Origin of the sequence: Polymorphum gilvum SL003B-26A1 (assembly GCF_000192745.1) — a bacterium.
Classification (GTDB): Bacteria; Pseudomonadota; Alphaproteobacteria; order Rhizobiales; family Stappiaceae; genus Polymorphum; species Polymorphum gilvum.
Genome location: NC_015259.1, coordinates 635,001 through 653,739 on the forward strand (window position 1 = coordinate 635,001; position 18,739 = coordinate 653,739).

Annotated in this window: 13 protein-coding genes, 1 tRNA gene and 2 rRNA genes (1 of these 16 running past the window's edge); 10 read left to right on the plus strand and 6 right to left on the minus strand. The window is 62.2% G+C overall.

All coding sequences use genetic code 11. From position 1 onward, the window contains the following. The 4 genes from SL003B_RS03050 to SL003B_RS03065 form a co-directional block, all read left to right on the plus strand. Positions 1–1,843, plus strand: a 23S ribosomal RNA gene (locus SL003B_RS03050) (it extends 877 nt beyond the left edge of the window). 304 nt (positions 1,844–2,147) lie between these two features. After that, positions 2,148–2,262: ribosomal RNA gene (rrf, locus tag SL003B_RS03055) — 5S ribosomal RNA — on the plus strand. Positions 2,263–2,362: 100 nt separating this feature from the next. Next, positions 2,363–2,439, plus strand: a tRNA-Met gene (locus SL003B_RS03060). Between the two features lie 228 nt (positions 2,440–2,667). Continuing rightward, positions 2,668–3,627 (plus strand): replication protein RepA, encoded by a 960-nt coding sequence (locus SL003B_RS03065; RefSeq protein WP_206771954.1) that lies wholly within the window; start codon positions 2,668–2,670, stop codon positions 3,625–3,627. A gap of 355 nt (positions 3,628–3,982) precedes the next feature. Here the strand turns inward: SL003B_RS03065 and SL003B_RS23505 are convergent, their stop codons facing one another. Both SL003B_RS23505 and SL003B_RS03075 read right to left on the minus strand, forming a co-directional pair. Beyond that, positions 3,983–4,144 (minus strand): hypothetical protein, encoded by a 162-nt coding sequence (locus SL003B_RS23505; protein ID WP_206771955.1) that lies wholly within the window; start codon positions 4,142–4,144, stop codon positions 3,983–3,985. A 91-nt stretch (positions 4,145–4,235) separates the two neighbouring features. Next, positions 4,236–6,203 carry a type IV secretory system conjugative DNA transfer family protein gene (locus SL003B_RS03075; protein WP_013651358.1) on the minus strand — a complete coding sequence of 656 codons (1,968 nt, stop codon included), beginning with the start codon at positions 6,201–6,203 and terminating at the stop codon, positions 4,236–4,238. A gap of 575 nt (positions 6,204–6,778) precedes the next feature. Between SL003B_RS03075 and SL003B_RS03080 the strand changes: the two genes are divergently transcribed. Then, complete coding sequence (locus SL003B_RS03080) at positions 6,779–7,687, plus strand: ArdC family protein (RefSeq protein WP_013651359.1); 909 nt, start codon at positions 6,779–6,781, stop codon at positions 7,685–7,687. Between the two features lie 454 nt (positions 7,688–8,141). Then, the gene (locus SL003B_RS03085; protein ID WP_041375340.1) at positions 8,142–9,299 is read left to right on the plus strand and encodes a porin; all 1,158 of its coding nucleotides are present in this window, start codon (positions 8,142–8,144) and stop codon (positions 9,297–9,299) included. Between the two features lie 285 nt (positions 9,300–9,584). On the opposite strand, the gene SL003B_RS03090 is transcribed toward SL003B_RS03085, so the two are convergent. Together SL003B_RS03090 and SL003B_RS03095 are read right to left on the minus strand one after the other, a co-directional pair. Beyond that, positions 9,585–11,003, minus strand: a complete 1,419-nt coding sequence (locus tag SL003B_RS03090) for a UvrD-helicase domain-containing protein (protein ID WP_013651361.1) — start codon at positions 11,001–11,003, stop codon at positions 9,585–9,587. Continuing rightward, a complete protein-coding gene (locus SL003B_RS03095) occupies positions 10,996–12,717 on the minus strand; it encodes an ATP-dependent nuclease (RefSeq protein ID WP_013651362.1) in 1,722 nt (573 codons plus the stop codon). The genes SL003B_RS03090 and SL003B_RS03095 overlap by 8 nt, the downstream gene beginning before the upstream one ends. A 1,179-nt stretch (positions 12,718–13,896) precedes the next feature. On the opposite strand from SL003B_RS03095, the gene SL003B_RS03100 reads away from it, so the two are divergent. After that, positions 13,897–14,481, plus strand: a complete 585-nt coding sequence (locus tag SL003B_RS03100) for a tyrosine-type recombinase/integrase (protein ID WP_013651363.1) — start codon at positions 13,897–13,899, stop codon at positions 14,479–14,481. On the opposite strand, the gene SL003B_RS23220 is transcribed toward SL003B_RS03100, so the two are convergent. Then, positions 14,478–14,861 carry a hypothetical protein gene (locus SL003B_RS23220; protein WP_148259242.1) on the minus strand — a complete coding sequence of 128 codons (384 nt, stop codon included), beginning with the start codon at positions 14,859–14,861 and terminating at the stop codon, positions 14,478–14,480. The genes SL003B_RS03100 and SL003B_RS23220 overlap by 4 nt on opposite strands. Continuing rightward, positions 14,821–15,294, minus strand: coding sequence for a universal stress protein (locus SL003B_RS03105; protein ID WP_013651364.1), 474 nt, complete (start codon positions 15,292–15,294; stop codon positions 14,821–14,823). Before SL003B_RS03105 ends, SL003B_RS23220 begins: the two co-directional genes overlap by 41 nt. A 146-nt stretch (positions 15,295–15,440) precedes the next feature. Between SL003B_RS03105 and slyA the strand changes: the two genes are divergently transcribed. The 3 genes from slyA to SL003B_RS03120 are packed head-to-tail and all read left to right on the plus strand — an operon-like array spanning position 15,441 to position 18,734. Then, entirely contained in the window at positions 15,441–15,935 is a 495-nt protein-coding gene (slyA, locus tag SL003B_RS03110) for a transcriptional regulator SlyA (protein ID WP_013651365.1), read from the plus strand. Continuing rightward, entirely contained in the window at positions 15,920–17,110 is a 1,191-nt protein-coding gene (locus SL003B_RS03115) for an HlyD family secretion protein (RefSeq protein WP_041375341.1), read from the plus strand. Before slyA ends, SL003B_RS03115 begins: the two co-directional genes overlap by 16 nt. Further along, complete coding sequence (locus SL003B_RS03120) at positions 17,103–18,734, plus strand: MDR family MFS transporter (RefSeq protein ID WP_013651367.1); 1,632 nt, start codon at positions 17,103–17,105, stop codon at positions 18,732–18,734. The genes SL003B_RS03115 and SL003B_RS03120 overlap by 8 nt, the downstream gene beginning before the upstream one ends. The last annotated feature ends 5 nt before the right edge of the window (positions 18,735–18,739 follow it).

Below are 18,739 nucleotides of genomic sequence, written 5' to 3' on the forward strand. Positions count from 1 at the left end.
TCCGAATACCGAGAAGTACTATCCGGCAGACACACGGCGGGTGCTAACGTCCGTCGTGGAGAGGGCAACAACCCTGACCGCCAGTTAAGGCCCCCAAATCATGGCTAAGTGGGAAAGGATGTAGAACTCCCAAAACAACCAGGATGTTGGCTTAGAAGCAGCCATCATTTAAAGAAAGCGTAACAGCTCACTGGTCTAAACAAGGGGTTCCGCGCCGAAAATGTACCGGGGCTCAAGCCATGTGCCGAAACTGCGGGTGCACGCAAGTGCGCGGTAGCGGAGCGTTCCGTAGGCCGATGAAGGCAGACCCGCGAGGGCTGCTGGAGGTATCGGAAGTGCGAATGCTGACATGAGTAACGACAAAGCGGGTGAGAGACCCGCTCGCCGAAAGTCCAAGGGTTCCTGCTCAACGTTAATCGGAGCAGGGTTAGCCGGCCCCTAAGGCGAGGCCGAAAGGCGTAGTCGATGGGAACCACGTTAATATTCGTGGGCCTGCGGGTGGTGACGAATGCCGTGTATCGTATCCCCTTACTGGATTGGGGGTGCGGTGAAGGTGTTCCAGGAAACAGCCCCCGCGTATAGACCGTACCCGAAACCGACACAGGTGGACTGGTAGAGCATACCAAGGCGCTTGAGAGAACTGTGCTGAAGGAACTCGGCAAATTGCTCCCGTAAGTTCGCGAGAAGGGAGCCTTCTGGTTGGGCAACCAGCCAGGAGGGGCACAGACCAGGGGGTGGCGACTGTTTATCAAAAACACAGGGCTCTGCGAAGCCGCAAGGCGACGTATAGGGTCTGACGCCTGCCCGGTGCCGGAAGGTTAAGGGGAGGTGTGCAAGCTCCGAATTGAAGCCCCGGTAAACGGCGGCCGTAACTATAACGGTCCTAAGGTAGCGAAATTCCTTGTCGGGTAAGTTCCGACCTGCACGAATGGCGTAACGACTTCCCCGCTGTCTCCAGCACAGGCTCAGTGAAATTGAATTCCCCGTGAAGATGCGGGGTTCCTGCGGTCAGACGGAAAGACCCCGTGCACCTTTACTACAGCTTCACACTGGTATTCGTGTCGACATGTGTAGGATAGGTGGTAGACGTCGAAGCGAGGGCGCCAGCTCTCGTGGAGTCATCCTTGAAATACCACCCTTGTCGTCATGGATATCTAACCGCGATGTAACAGCATCCGGGACCGTGTGTGGCGGGTAGTTTGACTGGGGCGGTCGCCTCCCAAATGGTAACGGAGGCGCGCGAAGGTGGGCTCAGAGCGGTCGGAAATCGCTCGTCGAGTGCAATGGCATAAGCCTGCCTGACTGCGAGACTGACAAGTCGAGCAGAGTCGAAAGACGGCCATAGTGATCCGGTGGTCCCTCGTGGAAGGGCCATCGCTCAACGGATAAAAGGTACGCCGGGGATAACAGGCTGATGACCCCCAAGAGTCCATATCGACGGGGTTGTTTGGCACCTCGATGTCGACTCATCGCATCCTGGGGCTGGAGCAGGTCCCAAGGGTATGGCTGTTCGCCATTTAAAGCGGTACGTGAGTTGGGTTCAGAACGTCGCGAGACAGTTCGGTCCCTATCTGCCGTGGGTGTAGGAGAATTGAGAGGATCTGTCCCTAGTACGAGAGGACCGGGATGGACGAACCTCTGGTGGACCTGTTGTGGCGCCAGCCGCAGTGCAGGGTAGCTATGTTCGGAATAGATAACCGCTGAAAGCATCTAAGCGGGAAACTAACCTCAAAACGAGTTCTCCCTGAAGAGCCGTGGAAGACCACCACGTCGATAGGAGGCATGTGGAAGCGCGGCAACGCGTGAAGCTGAGCCTTACTAATAGCTCGTTCGGCTTGATCACTCTCATTAGTCAATGTCCATTCACTGAAAACGGTCTCACGGGCGTCCGCGCCAACGCGCGGCCTTGCGAACCACGCGCGGCATCAGCCGCGGCGGCCCTCGGCCTTGCGGACCTCCGGTCCGTAATCAGGCGCCGCTCACGGGCGAAGCCCTCCGCAAGGGCGGCCTAACGGCCGGCGCGCGTTGCGCTTGCGACCCTCCGGTTCGTAACGCGCCTCGCACCGCATCATTCCCAATACGGGATGTCATCGATCAGAAACAAACCTGAAAAAAAAGACCAGTTCCTCTCATCTGCGCTTCGCCGGCCTGGTGGCCCCAGCGGGGAGCCCCCACCCGATCCCATCCCGAACTCGGCCGTGAAACTCCCCAGCGCCAATGGTACTGCATCTTAAGATGTGGGAGAGTAGGTCGCTGCCAGGCCTGCAAAGCGCAGACATCCCTCAACGCAAGAACATTCAACTTTGCCTCATTCCACAACGGCGCTCCTCAAGCCCCGTAACCAAGGCAAAAAAAACCTCTCCGCGGGGTGGAGCAGCCCGGTAGCTCGTCAGGCTCATAACCTGAAGGTCGTAGGTTCAAATCCTACCCCCGCAACCAAAATTACCTAACAAAATCAACGCTTCATACGAAGGCCCCGGTCCTCACGGACGGGGCTTTCGGCGTTTTTGGCACAGTTTTGGCACACTCAGAACCAAGCTGTGCCAAGAGCCGACAACAATTCCCAGCAACGCCGCTCGTCGTCGTCCGCGTCGATTCCTGACCACGACATCATCCCCTTGTGTTAGTGTGTCTAGAACAAAAACAGAACTAGGACTGCCAACGAGGATGAAAGCGCGTCACCTACTAGACCTCGACGCTATGGAGCCACTCGATGGCTTCGCCCCCATGGCTCCTGAACGCCTGCCGGAGTTCGCCAATGACAACCAGCCCATCTCCCGTACGCTTGACAAGCTGTTCGGGACGGCCTTGGCCATTGAGCTCGAAGCAGCAAAGGAAGCCGGTGCACTCGGGTTCATGGCGCGCGCCATGGTGCAGGCGACGATGCCGCATCGCCGTGTCGCTGGCAACGAGTTCACTCGCACCAATGGTGCATTCTCACTGACGATGCTGGCGCCCTCGAAGATCGGACTTCCTTACGGCAGCATTCCGCGTCTGGTGACCGGTTACCTGACGACCGAGGCTGTCCGCACCAAGAGCCGTCACATCGTTCTCGGCAGCAGCCTTAGCCGCTTTATGGCGGAGCTTGACCTCGTTCCTACCGGCGGCCGTTGGGGCACTATCCCGCGCTTGCGGGATCAAATGACCCGGCTGTTCGCGTGCTCGATCTCCTGCACCTACTCATCAGGAAGCACCTTCGGGCTTGAGAACGTCAATATCGCCGACAAGGCCACGCTCTGGTGGACCCCACGCCAACCCGACCAGGGCACGCTCTGGGAGAGCACCGTCGTTCTTTCCGAGCGCTTCTTCTCCGAGATCACGGAGAACCCCGTGCCGATCGACCTGCGCGCCTTACGAGCGCTTAAGCGTTCACCCATGGCGCTCGATGTCTATCTCTGGCTGACATACCGAATGTCCTATGTGCGAGCACGCACGGCGGTGCCGTGGGGCGCCTTGCAACTCCAATTTGGCGCCGATTATCCGACATCCGATCAGGGCCGTAGGGACTTCAAGAAGGCGTTCCTCCGAGCGCTCGGCAAAGTCGCCGTCGTCTATCCGGCTGCTCGTCTTGACACCACAACCGACAGTCTCGTTCTTCTGCCCAGCCGCACACACGTCTGCAAATAATCGATCGATCGCCAGAAGTCCTGTTGATAGCTCTGTGAGTTTCAGGACTTATCCACGCATAAACGCTCCCGCGGGGAATGTGGCGGTATCTCTTGAATGCGAAAATTAGGCACGCATAAACGCTCCCGCGATTACGCATAAACGCTCCCGCTATATACCTATATGGTCCTGTATTATTAAAATCCTGTAGTTGAGGCCAGAGTGCTGTGGACAGTTCGGCGCCGCTGCTTTCCGTGGCATTCTACTGGACGCTCCGGCGTTGCTGTGACCGCGGCAAAGGGGCTCTCGAATGGGTTCGAGTTGAGAAACCCGCTCTGCATTCCCATCAACTATGGGCAGGTGCCGTTCCGGCGAATCAGAAGTCGTCGTCACGGAGGCGTGCAGCCTCCTCGCGGCGAGCGCGTCTTTCCGCCTGAGTGCGCGCCATCTCACTCTTAAAGGATTCGGCGTACCGTTTGCGCATTACCCAGACAAACAGCCCGAATGCGATGACAACGAGCGCAATGATCGTCGTCACGTTATCCATTATCCATCTCATCGGCGGCGCTCCTCTCTTTAGGCCGTAGGGTTTTGAAGGGGGCGTGTGGCGCGCTGGCGGCCCTTTCAGTTCATTTGTCGAAGCTGGGAGGGGCCGGTGGGCGGCGCGGCGTCTCGGATGAACCAGAAGGCCGCTCAGGCGGTCTGGAGCCATTGTCCTCGGGCGCGGCTTTGGGAATTGGCGGCGAGCCATTCTTGCGCCCCCGCATCCGCGCCTGAAGCGCGGCGAGCTCCGCCTGATACTCGGGGTCGTCCTTCAGGTCGGCGTCGTCCTCGTCCGGCTCGAACTCTGGCGTCAGGACGGGGCGCGGCGCGCGGTAGACGGTGTCGCCAAGCTCGCGCTTCTTCTGCGCCACCCATTCCTTCAGCTTCTCGTTGGCGTAGTAGGGCGGATACAGGTTGGCCCGGATCGACAGGCCGTCCTGAAAGATCACGCAGTCGTCGCGAAACTCAGGCCCCATCAGCTGCTGGGGCGAGGCCACCCAATCCTCGCCGCCCCAGATGTCCTTGCGCCGACCCAGCCGCTCGGCCACGTGTTCGGCGGTTCTGGTGTCATTCGGGCGGAAGAAGATCTGGCCGCGGCAGTTGGCGACGAGGCTGCGCCACTTCGGGTACACCTCTTCCAGCTGCGCCAGGTCCTGCGCAAATAGCCACAGGCGGACACGGTAGCTGCGCGTGATCGCCACCGCGTCCTCGATGATCCGCATGTAGCCCAGTTGCGGCATCTCGTCGAAAACGAACATCATCGGCCAATCGAGATATTCGGCAGGCAGGCTGTCATCCTCGGCATTGACCGCGTCGATCATCTTGCGCACCCGGATGGCTTCGCTCAGGTGCTGGCCCAGCATCACCCGCAGCACGCTGCGCATGGCGGCCATCTTCTCGGGCGGCACGACCAGATAGACCGTGGCTGCGCTGCCGCGCGTCACCCCGCCATCATCGCGCTGGTGCCAGCCCGGCGCGCGGCCGGTCTTGGCGGCGAAGGTGACGCTGATATTGTCGCGGACGAGGATGTCCTCGACCGTCCAGCCCGGCGTCGTCGAGGAGGTGACATTGGCCACGTCGTCCGACCGCCAGATGGCAAGCTGCGTGCGCAGCGTCGTCGAGATCGAGGCGCGCAGCGCCTCCGACTGCGTCTCCAGGATATTGCCCAGCTCCTTCAGGCGCTCGTCGTCCGACCCTTGCAGGTCTTCGACCATCGCCGCGAAATCCGCCTTGCTCGGCGTAAGCAGGCGGCAGACCGCGCGCATGTTGCGCTGGCCTTCCGGCCGCGTGCGGATGACGTAAAAGATCAGCCCCGTCAGCAGGTCGCGCGCGGCCTCGTCCCAGAACGGCTCCTTGCCCTGGGGAATGACGAGCAGTTCGGCCAGAAGCCGTGCCTCGTCCCAGCCCGTCACCCGGTCGAGGGGATTGTAGCAGTCGGAATCGGGCACGCCCGGCGCCCATTTGAACACCTGCCCGTAGAGGCTGCGCCGCCAGGCCGTGTGCTCGTAGTTCTCGCCCTTGGGGTCGAGCACCACCGTCGGCCCTTCGAAATCCAACAGCACCGGCAGGATCAGCCGCTGGCCTTTGCCCGCGCCCGTGGGGGCCACCGTCAGCAGATGCCCTTCGCCCCGGAAGTAGAGCGGGAACTCAAGGTCCGGGCGATCCGGCACCGGCTGCTTGGCGATTTGCAGCGCGTCCATCGGGAAGGTCGCGTTGCTTGAGATGACGATGCCCGCTTCGGCCATCTGATCGAAGGTGGCCCAGCGCTGCGCCTGGCCGACGTTGCGCAGCTTCTCGCGGGATTCGTCAGTAAGGAAGCGCATGCAGACGCGTAAGTGCTTTCGCGCTTCCTCGATTTCACCATCTCTCAACTTGTAATGCAGGCTCTCAAAGAACACCCTGTCAATGGCGGGGTCGGTTCCGATGATCATGTACGCCTCGGCCCATTCCGGCCCCATCGCATCCAGCCAGCGATCAATCCGGCGGTTGCGCTCAATCTCGCGCGGCGACGGTTCCTTCTCGCCTCCACCCCCGAACAGCTTCTTCCACACCATCGCTCCTCCCGCGCCGAATGCTCCCCTGACAGCCACCCTGCCTGCCACCACGCTACCACCAAATTGCCAATGAATCCGCCGGAAATGCTTGGCCGGACGTGGCTTTGACCTTGGTTCTACGCGGCTTGGCTCTGGGCGGATGAAGCGGGGCGGGGTTGCCTGTCCGGCACGGTGCCCGTGGGGGCAGCCAGTCGAAAAGCCCCGCGCCCGATAGCGGCATGACGCAGTGCCCTTGGGCACGTCGAAGGCGTCCGGTTGGGCTCCTCTCGACCTTGTCCGATGCCGCGCTCCACGGGCCGTCCTCAGGTGTGGCTGACCTGGCAGGGACGCCGTTTGGCGCAACGGCGGTCGGGCAGTTTCTTCCCCTGCGGCCGAGGCCGCATTCCTCGCGGGCGCTGCGCTCCAACAAACAGCCCGCCCGCCGTCTTCCGGTTCCCTCCAGCCCGCTGCGAAGTCCCGGTCGGGGCTTCGCCCCTCCGCGCCTCTTGGGGTGCGCCGCCCGGCTTGCCCCTGCCTCTCCGGTCGCCATCGGACGGCCGCGATGGGCGCGGCCTCCCAGACAAGGAGAGGACCCCATGACTACCGAACGCATCGACGTCTACACCCAGGTCACCAACAACATCATCGCCGCCATCGAGGCGGGAGCGGGCGACTGGCAGATGCCCTGGCACCGCAGCGGCGAGGGCCTGAACCGCCCCGTCAACATCGACACCAGCAAGGCCTATCGCGGCATCAACGTCGTCAGCCTCTGGGCCTCCGCCCAAGCCCGCGGCTTCATCACCGGCACCTGGGGCACCTATCGCCAATGGCAGGCCAACGGCTGTCAGGTCCGCAAGGGCGAGAAGTCGAGCCTTGTGGTCTTCTACAAGGAGTTCGAAGTGGAAGAGCGGAACGACACCGGCGAGACCGAGCACGGCAAGCGCCTCATGGCTCGCGCGAGCTGGGTCTTCAACGCCGACCAGGTGGACGGCTACGAGGCGCCCGCGCTCCCCGAGCCCAAGGACCCCGTCGCAACCGTGGCAGCCGCCGAGCGCTTCATCACCGCCACCGGCGCGATCATCCGTCACGGCGGCACGCGCGCCTTCTATCGTCCCTCCGACGACATCATCCAGATGCCCGAGCGCGAGCGCTTCCTCGGCACCGAGACCAGCACGGCGACCGAGAGCTACTACGCCACCCTCCTGCACGAGCTGACCCACTGGACGGGCGACACCCGCCGCTGCGACCGCCAGTTCGGCAAGCGGTTCGGCGATGACGCCTATGCCGTCGAAGAGCTCGTGGCCGAGCTGGGCGCGGCCTTCCTCTGTGCCGACCTGGGGGTGACGCTTACCCCGCGCCCCGACCACGCCGCCTACATCGACAGCTGGCTCAAGGTCCTCAAGGCCGACAAGAAGGCCATCTTCGCCGCCGCCAGCGCCGCCGCCAAGGCAACCGACTTCCTCGCCGGGCTGCAAGCCACCAACATTACCGAGGCCGCCGCTTAGGCGGCCTCAACGTCGAGCCTTCCGACTTCGACCGTGAGCGCTTGACCAATCGACGGATCGCGGCGCGCACCGCCGCCTCCGTCTCCGGAATGATGCCCCGTCCCGAACGTCACTAGTAATACGCAGCCAAGTATACACCAGCGGCTTTGCAGAGCGCGCCGATAGATAAGCCGAGCTCCGCGCGAGCGTATAATTGGTGCCCCTGATGTCAGCCTACGGGGTAATAAAGTCATCTCAAAAATGACCCATGGGCACTTCATTACTCAAATTTATGGTTGGATTCTATTTTGCAAGAATTTCAATCTACAGATGATTGTATATTATTCGTACATGTTGCCAATTTGCCATATAGGGATGCGCTGAAAACTGATATTACTTTGATTATTTATCGACAAGATAGAATCAGCTTGCTTAAATCTGCGTATTTCTAACATGCAATTTAAAGGAAATTGTAATGAAAAAATCCCTTCTTCTTGCTGGTACTGCAATCGTGGCGTTGAACGCTGCTACCGCAGCTGCCGTAGATGTTGACATGTATGGTCAAGTGAACAAATCGGTTCTGGTATATGACGACGGTCGCGATACCGAAGTGAACTTCGTCGACAACGACAAGTCCTCGACTCGTTTCGGCCTGCGCGGCTCGCAAGCCCTGTCGAACGGCCTGACCGCTTCGGTGTTGCTGGAAGCTGAGGTCCAATCCAACCAAGGCGCTTCTAACGACATCGCCCAACGTGTTGCTCCCAACCAAGCTAGCACCCCCGCTGCAATCGCCGCCGCCGGTATCACCGAACGCCACACCCGCGTGGGTCTGGCTGGTAATTGGGGCGCCGTATTCGTAGGCCGCACCGGCACCGCTACCGATGGCATCACCGAGATCGACATCGCTGGCGCTGACGACGTACTGGGCTCGGGCGTTGACCGCTTCGGCGGCGGCTTGAGTTTCCGTCAGAACAACATTGCCGGGACGCCAGTGCGTACCGTCGGCGAAGTGTTCGACAACCTGGATGGCATCGGGTCGCGCTCGCACGCTGGCGACCGCGTGCAAAGCATCCGTTACGACTCGCCTATCTTCAACGGTTTTCAAGCACGCATTGCTACTGCTCAAGGCGGTGACATCGACGCAGCTGTTCTGTACAGCGGCAAGATCGATGCGTTCGAAGTACGCGGTGGGGTAGGTTATGTAGCTTTCAATAACGGCAACGCTTCGACTGGAGGCGGTGCTGTGACAAACGTAACAAACGATATCTTGGATCACCAGTGGGCTGGTTCGGTGTCGGTGAAGCATGACAGCGGTATCGGCGGTACATTTGCTTATGGCCAACAAAGCCTGGATCGCAAATCTGCCGGTAACGATGATCCGAGCTTTTACTATGTGAAGCTAGGCTATACGTGGGATGCCTTCGAGGTGGCTGCCGACTACTCGCACCACAGCGATATGTTTATCGCAACGACTGTCGATCATGATGCCACAGCGTGGGGTCTGGCAGGTCAGTATAACATGGGTAACGGTGTGAGCCTGGCTGCTCTCTACCGTCACCTGGATCTGGATCTGACCGGTACCAGCACCGACGCTATCCACCTGTACGCTCTGAACCTCCGCGTGAAGTTCTAGTTGAAAAATTAGAACAAAAAGTGTACAAAGAACTGCTGCCCGACCCTCCAAGGTGGGTAGCCAGTCGGAAAGCCCTCGCTTGTCGGGGGCTTTCTTTTCTTTCGAACATATCTTTGGGGGAAAGAGTTCCCATGCCTGCCACCGCCTTCGACGATTTCCGGCACCCATTATAAGGGCCCTTGCCCCGTAAACGCCCCCAGACACGGACTGCCCGTTGGGCCGAAGCTGATTCTCTGCTTGCGGTTTTCCGCGTCCGCCGGTTGGGCGGTCTTCGGTCAGGCCTCCTTAGGGAAGCGTTGAAGCTGACGAGCAAACCACCAACCGACGGGCACCGCGCGTCATCGCCACATAAAGGTTTTTCGCGTCGAGAACGGAAGCATCTAGAACGACCGAAACGTCCGCTTCCAGGCCCTTCAAGAGAAGCGTGCTGCCGACAGCGCGTCGTGGTAGAGGACGCCCGACCAGCCGGTTCTGCTCGCGGGCGGCGAGTGCCGCTTCATGGAATGAATTTCCGCCTGCGCCTTCGCAGCTTTGAAGCGCCTTCAGACACGTACGAAGCACCGCCTGACGGTACGTCCGCACCCCTGCATCCCGGCTGATCGCGACAAGCAGGTCCGCGGCTGCGGCCGGTGTTCGCAAACGGTTGAACCGTAGCGCGACCGTCTCCGTTTCCGACGCCTCCCGGCGCGCTGTCCCACGTTCGAGACTGTCGACGCGGCGTAGCAGGTCATCAGGCCCGACATTGGTCATCAATGTCGAAGCAAAACGTGCGATGCGTCCCAGCGCATCAACAGCAGCCAGATCAAGGTCCCGCGCGAACGAGACCAAGTCCCGCAAGTCAACCGCTTCAACCGTGACCGCTCCCGGTATCTGACTAGCAAACAGCCTTTGGCTCTCTGGCTTCGCGCCGTCGCCGATGATCAGCACGGAACCGCCGGCCGTGACGGGCGCCGTGCCAGCAGCACGAAGCTGCCGCACCCGGTCTTCCGTTCCGTCCAGATTGACCCAGCTCACCTCGCGCGGTGCGGCGGTCAGATCCACCGTCTGCCCGGCGTGCAGCCGACGCCGTGTGTCGAGCAGCCAAGCACCGAGGTCCTCGGTCCCTGCGAGCCGCCACCGCCAAGGCGTCGCCAATTCTCCGACGATTGGGAAATGCGTGCAAACGTGCGCGTTCCAATCGGCGAGCTCGTTTCCCGGCCAGCCGAAAATCGCCTGCATCGGATCGCCCAGCACGCAAACGGGCAGCGCCGGAGCGGCGTAATAGACGATGGCGTGCTGGCCGATCGAGCAATCCTGGTACTCATCGACGATGATCCGCGCGTAGGTGGCTTTGAGCAGATCGAGCACATGCCCGCCCTTCAGCAGTCGCCAAGCCGCTTCGCGGATTATTGGGTAATCCGGCCGCGCGTCGTTCAGTTTCAAGGTAGCCGGATCGAGCCCCGTCCGCGCTGGAAACAATCCGACCATGCGGATGGCCCAACCGTCGATGGTCGACAGCCGATAGGCTTTCGCTGCCACGCCCGCCTTGTCGAGGCGCGCGCGCAACGCCACCACCCCCGCATTCGTATGCGTCAGGATCAAGATTGGCTTCGTGCCCGTGTGCCGCTTCAGCGTTTCGGCGATCAGGTGCGTCTTTCCGCACCCGGCCGGTGCCGCAACGGTGCCACGCGCAATGGCAAGGAGGTCGATCTCCGGCTCAGGCATGGTGCGCCCACGTAAACGCCGCATCCACCACCGCGCGCAACCCGTCGTCGGCTTGCGCCAGATGCGGCCCGACGATGTCGCAGGCCACCCCTTCCATGGCCGTAACGTTCTTGAACCAGGGTGTCTCCTTGGTTCTGGATGCCTTTCCTAGAGCCGTCCTCACTTCGCCCGAAACTGTTTCGGAGATAGCTTCCGCCCGCGCCCGCGCCAGGTCACAGGTGTTCGCCGAGGTCGACTTGAGGTGCGCATCGACCAGCGCCTCGCCATGCAAGGCAACAGCCCTCTCGACCATCAAACCCACAGCAGCCGCAGGCAGGCTCGCAAACAGCTCGTCTTCGAGGGCGCGACGATCGCGCCACATCATCACCTCGCCGCCCGCGGCCTTGAACGCGGCTTCTTCCGCGGCGTCCGGCTGGACGTCATCGTCACGCAGAATAGACACGCGATATCCAAGCGCCATGAAGGCTTTCGCCAACTTCAAAAGCTTCGACACACCCTTGCCGTCCACCAGCGACACGCCGCAGGCCGAGATCGAGGTTGCGTTCTGCGTCGTGAAATAATGGTCCAACCCCCGCAGGAGGCCGACTTCACTCGCCCCTTCGCAAACCATCACAGACGTTGCCAAGAACGCCTCCGGGAAGAGGCGAATGGTTCCTTGAACGTCGTCATCGGTGCCCACGCACGTCGCGGAATGGCCCGTTGCCGTTTCCCGCACGACGAACAGCTGCGCTCCCGAGAGTTCTCGCAGCGCGACCGGGGAATGTGTCGTCGCGAACACCTGAAGCGGTGGTAGCGTCTCCTTAGCACCCAGAGACCCCAGAAACCTGATGATGCGGTGCGGTTCGAGACCGTGCTCCAACTCGTCCACAAGCAGCATCGACGACGTCTCGGCCGCCTTGCGCTGCAATCCGGCGATCAACAGCCGCATCGACCCGATACCGAGTCCTCGAAGCGGCACGCCGTCAGCGTCGTGGAGCGAAATCGTTCCCCCGCTAAACGTCACGGAATGGGCGTCGAGCAACGCGCGCGCGTTCGCGCCGATATCGATCCCCAGCTCTCTCGCGGCCTCGCCGACGAGTTTCAGCGTCTCGCCGAGTTGCTTCTCCGCATCCGTTCCGAAGGCCGAGCGTGCATCCCGCGCCGCCTTCGCCAAGGCTGCCGACGCGTCCGCCTTCTCGTCGGTCAGGCGATTCAAAACTGATCCGCGCCGCCAGCCGAGATTGGACTCCGCCAGCGCCCCAATCCGCGTCGGCGCCAAGGCGACGCGATCTTTCCAAGTCAGGTTCCGCGTTGCGTTCTGCGCCTTGGCCCGCTCGGAAACGAGCGTCCAAACGGGCTCGAGGTCGCTCCCCACAGTCAGCTGGAGGAACAGGACCGTTTCCAGGCCCTTTTCCGGCTCGTCTTCCATCTCGCCGGTCGCCGCATTGAGACCGCGCAGAAACAGCCCATAGCTCTCGATATTCTTCAGCGCTTCATCCAGCGCACCGATTGTCAGCGTGATCGTGATCGGCTCATCGACGTTGAGGTTATAGAAATCGGCGTCGGTGAACTGAAGGGTGCGGCGAGCGCCCAGACACAGATCAAGTGCGTCGAGAATGGTCGACTTGCCGCTATCTCCTGGACCAATCAGGCAGTTGATGCCGGCTGACGGGTACCAGACAAAGGAACGGATGCAACGGAAGTTGTTGATTTCGACTTTGCGGATTCGCGCCATGTGGCATGCCCTTACGGTTCTATTTTCTTCACGGGGTACATGAAGCAACAGGAATCGCCCAGTTCTCTTCGCAGCGAGCATGATACATCAGGGTGCACCTTACGAGCAGGGAGCACTCCCGACGTCACACTACGCCGCCACTCCGGGACCCGCGCTGACGCTGCCTGATGCGGTGGCAGCGGACGACCCCTTGGGCCGGAGTCGATTCTCTAATGGCGCCTTGGTGCGATACCCTCTCTTGCCAACTTGTGCCCCCCGCATCGGGCCTGCCCAAGGTCGCCGTCCGGCCTGCCCGCTCCATTCGGCGGCTGAAGCGGCCTTCCTGTGTTGGACGTATTTCCCCTCACGGGCTGGCTCCCTTGGAGTTCCTTCGATGGCAGCGTGACGCTTACCCCGTGTCCCGACCACGCCGCCTATATCGACAACTGGGTCAAGGCGCTCAACGCCGACAAGAAGGCCATCTTCACGCCGCCTCTCAGGCAGCCAAGGCCACCGATTTCCTCGGTGGCCTGCATTCCGCCGAAGCGGAGGAGGCGGCCTGACGGCCGCCTTTCTCTCGTTCTTAGTCAGCCTCTGTGCATTGCCCGATCCGTCAAGACCGTAACGAGACAGCGTTCGTGCAGTCGCGCTCGCCCATGACGCATTCCAGTACACGTAATTCTAGCCTGGCCGGAACCTGAGCGCAGGGGACACCTACGAATTGAACAAAGCTTGTCTTGCTTCCGCCGGCAGGAACGTCGCTAACCGGACCGGGCCAAGGCACATTGCTCCGGTTGTCGTTGAAGGACAGCCAGTAGTTGAAAGTCCTCAACATGGCGGAACCTCGGTTGGTGATCTCCACATTCACCATGCAGGTCCGGGCCGATCCTTCACCCAAATTCTCCTTGCCGATAATTCTGACCTCGACCCTGTCGCCGCCAATGCAGGCGGTGAGTGCAAGCAACGCGACTACTGGAAACGTGCGCCAACTCCTTGACATCCTGTCCTCCCGAAGCGGGTTGTCGAAAAAAAGCCAACCGACCCGCGTCGAAGAAGAATCGTGGTTTCTCTGCAACAGGGCGTCAGGTCGAGTGAGTGACAGAATGGGCAATAGTGTCGCTCGCCCAAGCGGTCCTGCGTTACGATTCAAGAAGTTGAAACAGTAACGGAGGGACGGCCTTCTTTCAGACGCGAGGCGATATGGACTGGAGCCTGTTCGACACGGCCGGCCACCGGAAGTACCTGACCGAGGCCGAACGGCGGGCATTCATCAAGGCTGCGAAGAACCAGGCGCCGGAGGTCTACACGCTCTGCCTGGTGCTCAAGGACACGGGCTGCCGCCTTTCCGAGGCGCTCGCTCTGACCGCCGATCACATCGATCTGCGCGCGGGCGTCATCGTCTTCCGAAGCCTTAAAAAGCGCCGACTAGGCGTGCATCGGGCGGTGCCCGTGTCGCCGACGGTGCTGGCTGAACTCGATCGTGTGCACGGGGTGCGCGCCGCTCAGGGTGCCCCGTCGGGCGGCACTTCGGTGCGGCTTTGGCCGTGGCACCGCATGACCGGGCACCGGCGTGTTAAGGAGGTAATGGAGGCGGCGGGTGTCAGCGGCCCGCACGCGACAGCCAAGGGATTGCGCCACGGCTTTGGCGTGGCCGCGCTGGAGCGCGGGATTCCGATCACGCTGCTTCAGAAATGGCTGGGTCACGCCAAGCTGGCGACCACGGCAATCTACGGCGATGCCGTCGGCGCCGAAGAGCGCCGCATGGCCCGGAAGCTATGGGATTAGTTGGATTTTTGGCGCTTGATTTCTGTGACTGAATTGCCCATTCCGTCACACAACGAAAGAGGCGATGACGCCCGCACCATGGAGGAACTCGTGGCCGATCTCGGTGCCGGCTTCCTTCTGGCCAGTACGCCATCGGCATCCGGGCCTTCTTCTGCGACCCGCACAGCCCCTGGCAGCGCGGCTCGATCGAGAACAGCAACGGCCGCCTGCGCCGCGAGCTGCCGCGCAAGACCCGCCTCGGAGACTACACCGATGACGGCATCGACGACGTGATCTGGAGCCTCAACACAACGCCTCGAAAGTGCCTCGGCTTCCGAACACCAATCGAGGCTTTCGCCCTCAACCTCGGTGTCGCACTTGAAAAGTGAATCCAGCATCATCTTCCTTCGATACTGCAACAAGCAAGCTGCACGGCGCGTGAGCAAGCAAGGAAGCGCCAGTGGAGCCGCGCCACCATCGCGCCAGCGCGGTCTGTTCGCGGTGGCCAACGACGATCAGCTCCGCGCCGACCTCACGGGCCGTGCGCCCGATTTCTTCCGCCGGATTGCCGACGGCCAGGCGGGTTTCGACCGGCAGACCGGATGCCTGCAAGGTCTCGGCGGCCTCGGTAAGGAGGTGGCGCACTTCCTGATATTCTCGCTCCGGCAAGTCTGAGGGTGCCGCAGCTTCCGCGAGCGCAACACCCAGCTCGGGGGCAACGACGGCGAGGAGGTAGACACGGGCCCGGCAAAGCGAGGCCAGCTCGGCCCCCTGGTCCAACGCCTCGCGGCCTTGCCGGCTGCCGTCATAGGCCAGCAGGATCGTCCGGTACATCGTGGTTCTCCTTCTTAGTGATCGCGATGGAATGCCTTTCCCGGCCAAGCGGACAGAACAGCCATCCGGGCTGATATCTCTCGACATTCGATAGGTGGCTATCTATTATTTATCAAATATAGCAGAGCAACCATTCAGGCAAGGAAATGAAGAAGCCTCTCAGCGATCAGGAACAATTCGGCCTCCGCCTCGGCCTGGTCGCCCGGCTGTGGCGCGCCGAGATCGATCGGCGGCTGGCCACCTTTGGCCTCACCGAAGCCCGCTGGTTGACGCTGTTGCATCTTTCTCGGCTGGCCGAAGCGGCAACTCAGCGTGAATTGGCTGAGGCGGTCGGTGTGCGGGGGCCGACCCTGGTGCGCACGCTGGACCGGCTTGAAGCCGAGGGGCTGATCGAGCGTCGGACAGAAGCTGCCGACCGCCGCACCAAATCGGTTCACCTGCGCGCGGAGGCCGCCCCCGTCCTGGAACGGATCGAGGCGACCGCGGCGGCGGTGCGCGCGGAAATCTTGTCCGACATATCCCATGCCGAAGTGACGACCTGTCTGAAGGTCTTCGAGCAGATCGCCGGCAAGCTGGGTGGCGCGGAAACGGCGATGCAGCTTACGCACCGACGGACAGGTGAGCCATGGACCAGCGTGTGAGCCGCCTGGGACGCCAGAGCCACCATCCGGAAACCGATCTGCGCACAGCCCCCGATAAGGAGACGGAGGCCGCGTCAGAGGCGGTGTCACCGCCTGCCCGCACCCGGCCGTGGCGGCTCTATGGCGCGACCCTGGCCGCGCTCATTGTTCTCGGAGCCGGTGGCTGGTGGCTGTATCAGCAGTTCATCCACGTCTTTGTCACGGATGCCCGCGTTGCCGCCGACATTGTTGCTCTGAGCAGCCGGGTACCCGGCTGGGTCACGGCCGTCGAGGTCATCGAGGGCGATTCCGTTCAAAAGGGCCGCGTGCTGGTTCGGATCGACGACCGGGAAAGCCGTCTGCTCGTTCAGGAGCTTGATGCGCAGATCGTCGGGATCAGCCGCCGCCGGGAGGAAATCGAGGCGCGCATCAAGCTGACCGACCGCCAGACGGCGAGCCGGATCGCCGCCAAGGAGGCGGCGGTGAGGGCAGCCGAAGCCGCGCTGGCCGCAGCGATGGCGCAACGCGATCTTGCCAGACAGGACAATGATCGGGCTGAGAAGCTGGTGCCGAGCGGCGCCATCACCCGCGCGCGCCTGGACCAGACGCGGGCGGCGCTGGAGACGGCAAAACAGCAGGTGCTGAGCGCGCAGGCCGACCTGGAGAATGCCCGCGCCGCCCTTGCCGAGGCCGAAGCCGCGCGCGAGGAACTCACGGTGCTCAGAACCCAGCTCGCGGAGCTTGGTCCGGAGGAACAACGGCTGCGGGCGCAACGGGAGCGCGCGGCGCTCGATCTCGAAGACCGCACCATCGCCATGCCGTTCGACGGGGTGGTGGACCGGACCTTCGTGGACGCAGGCGAATACATCACGCCCGGCCAGCGTCTTCTGATGGTGCATGACCCGGAGCAAGTGCGCGTCGAGGCGAACGTCAAGGAGACCGACATCCGCTTCTTCCAGCCCGGAAAGATCGTCACGATCACCGTCGATGCCCTGCCGGGGCGGCGCTTCGAGGGCACGGTCACGCGCGTCGGGCAGGCCGCCACCAGCGAGTTCGCCCTGCTGCCCAACCCAAACCCGAGCGGCAATTTCACCAAGATCACCCAGCGCCTGCCGGTGCGCATCGCCGTCCGGCAGGACGGCGGCGAGCTCAAGCCGGGCATGATGGTGGAGCTGGAGGCCAGGGCCGGTGACTAGCGCGCCCCGCCCGGACAGCATCGAGGGCCTGTTCGCCCGTTTCGGCCCGTCCTATCGCTGGCTGGTCACGGTGACGGTCATGATGGGCACCATCGCGACCATCCTGAGCGCCACCATCGTCAACGTGGCCCTGCCCGACATCATGGGCGCTTTCGGCATGGGCCAGGACAAGGCGCAACTTCTCTCTACCGGCTTCCTCGCCGCGATGACCGGGACCATGCTGCTGAATGCCTGGATGGTCGAGACATTCGGCCAGCGCGCGACCTTTATGCTGGCGCTGACAGTCTTCATCATCGCCTCCGTCATGGGCGGGCTCGCACCCGCCGAGGGCGTGCTGATCCTGGCTCGCGTCCTACAAGGCGGCGCGGCCGGCATCCTCCAGCCGCTCGCCATGCAGACGATCTTCCAGGTTTTCCCACCGGAAAAGCGGGGTTCGGCCATGGGCATCTACGGCATCGGCGTGGTGCTGGCTCCTGCCCTGGGCCCGACGCTGGGCGGGATCATGGTGGACAGCTTCAACTGGCGCTATGTGTTCTTCATGGCCGTGCCGTTCTGCCTCATCGGCCTGTTCCTGGCCACGCTCTTCATGCCGGGCCGGGCAACTGCCGGACCGCCGCGCAAATTCGACTGGATCGGCTTCGGCCTGCTGACAGTGTTCCTGGTCACCTTGCTGAACGGATTGTCGAACGGGCAACGCTACGGCTGGATGTCCGATCCCATCCTGCGCGATTTCGCTATCGCCTTTGTCACGGGCATCGGATTCATTGTCTGGGAACTGCGTACACCGGCACCCATGCTCAATCTCAAGCTCTTCACGAACCGGGTCTATGCGGGCGCATCCGTCGTGGCCTTCATTTTCGGGGCGGGGATCTTCGGTTCGACCTTCTTGATTCCGCTGTTCGTGCAAACAATCCAGGGCTATACGCCGACGCGCTCGGGCCTGCTGCTGATGCCAGCCGGTCTGATTCTGGCCCTGGTCTTCCCGATCGCCGGACGGCTGACCGACAAGACGCCAGCCTATGCCACGGTCATGTTCGGGCTGGCGGTCTTCGCGCTGTCGTCGTTCCTGATGACCGGCGTGGACACCGATACGTCGTTCTGGCTGTTCGCCTGGTGGATCATGCTGGGGCGGATCGGCCTTGGTTTCATCATGCCGAGCCTGAACGCCGGCGCCCTCAAGGCGCTGCCCATGACGCTACTCGGTCAGGGCTCCGGAGCGATCAACTTCGTGCGCCAACTCGGCGGGGCGTTCGGCGTCAATCTTCTTTCCATCGCCCTGGAACGGCGCTCGCAGCTCTACGTGGACAGCTTCACGGCGGCGCAGCACGCGGGCAACAGCGCGACGGCCGACATGCTGCGCGAAGTAACCGGCTTGCTCGCGCAGGCCGGCGTGCCGGAAGCGATTCGCCAGGCCGGGGCGATGAACTATCTCGGCCGCGTGATTTACAGCCAGGGCAACATGCTGGGATACCGCGACAGCTTCTTTATCGTCGGCGTGATCTTCCTGGCCGCCCTTGTCCCGGCGCTGATGATGCGCCGACGGCCACAGCGCCCGCCAGCGCAAAGTGATGCGGCGAGGCGTGGCGCAGCCCATACAAAGGATGTGCCTCAGCCTGCCCGGTGAGAAAC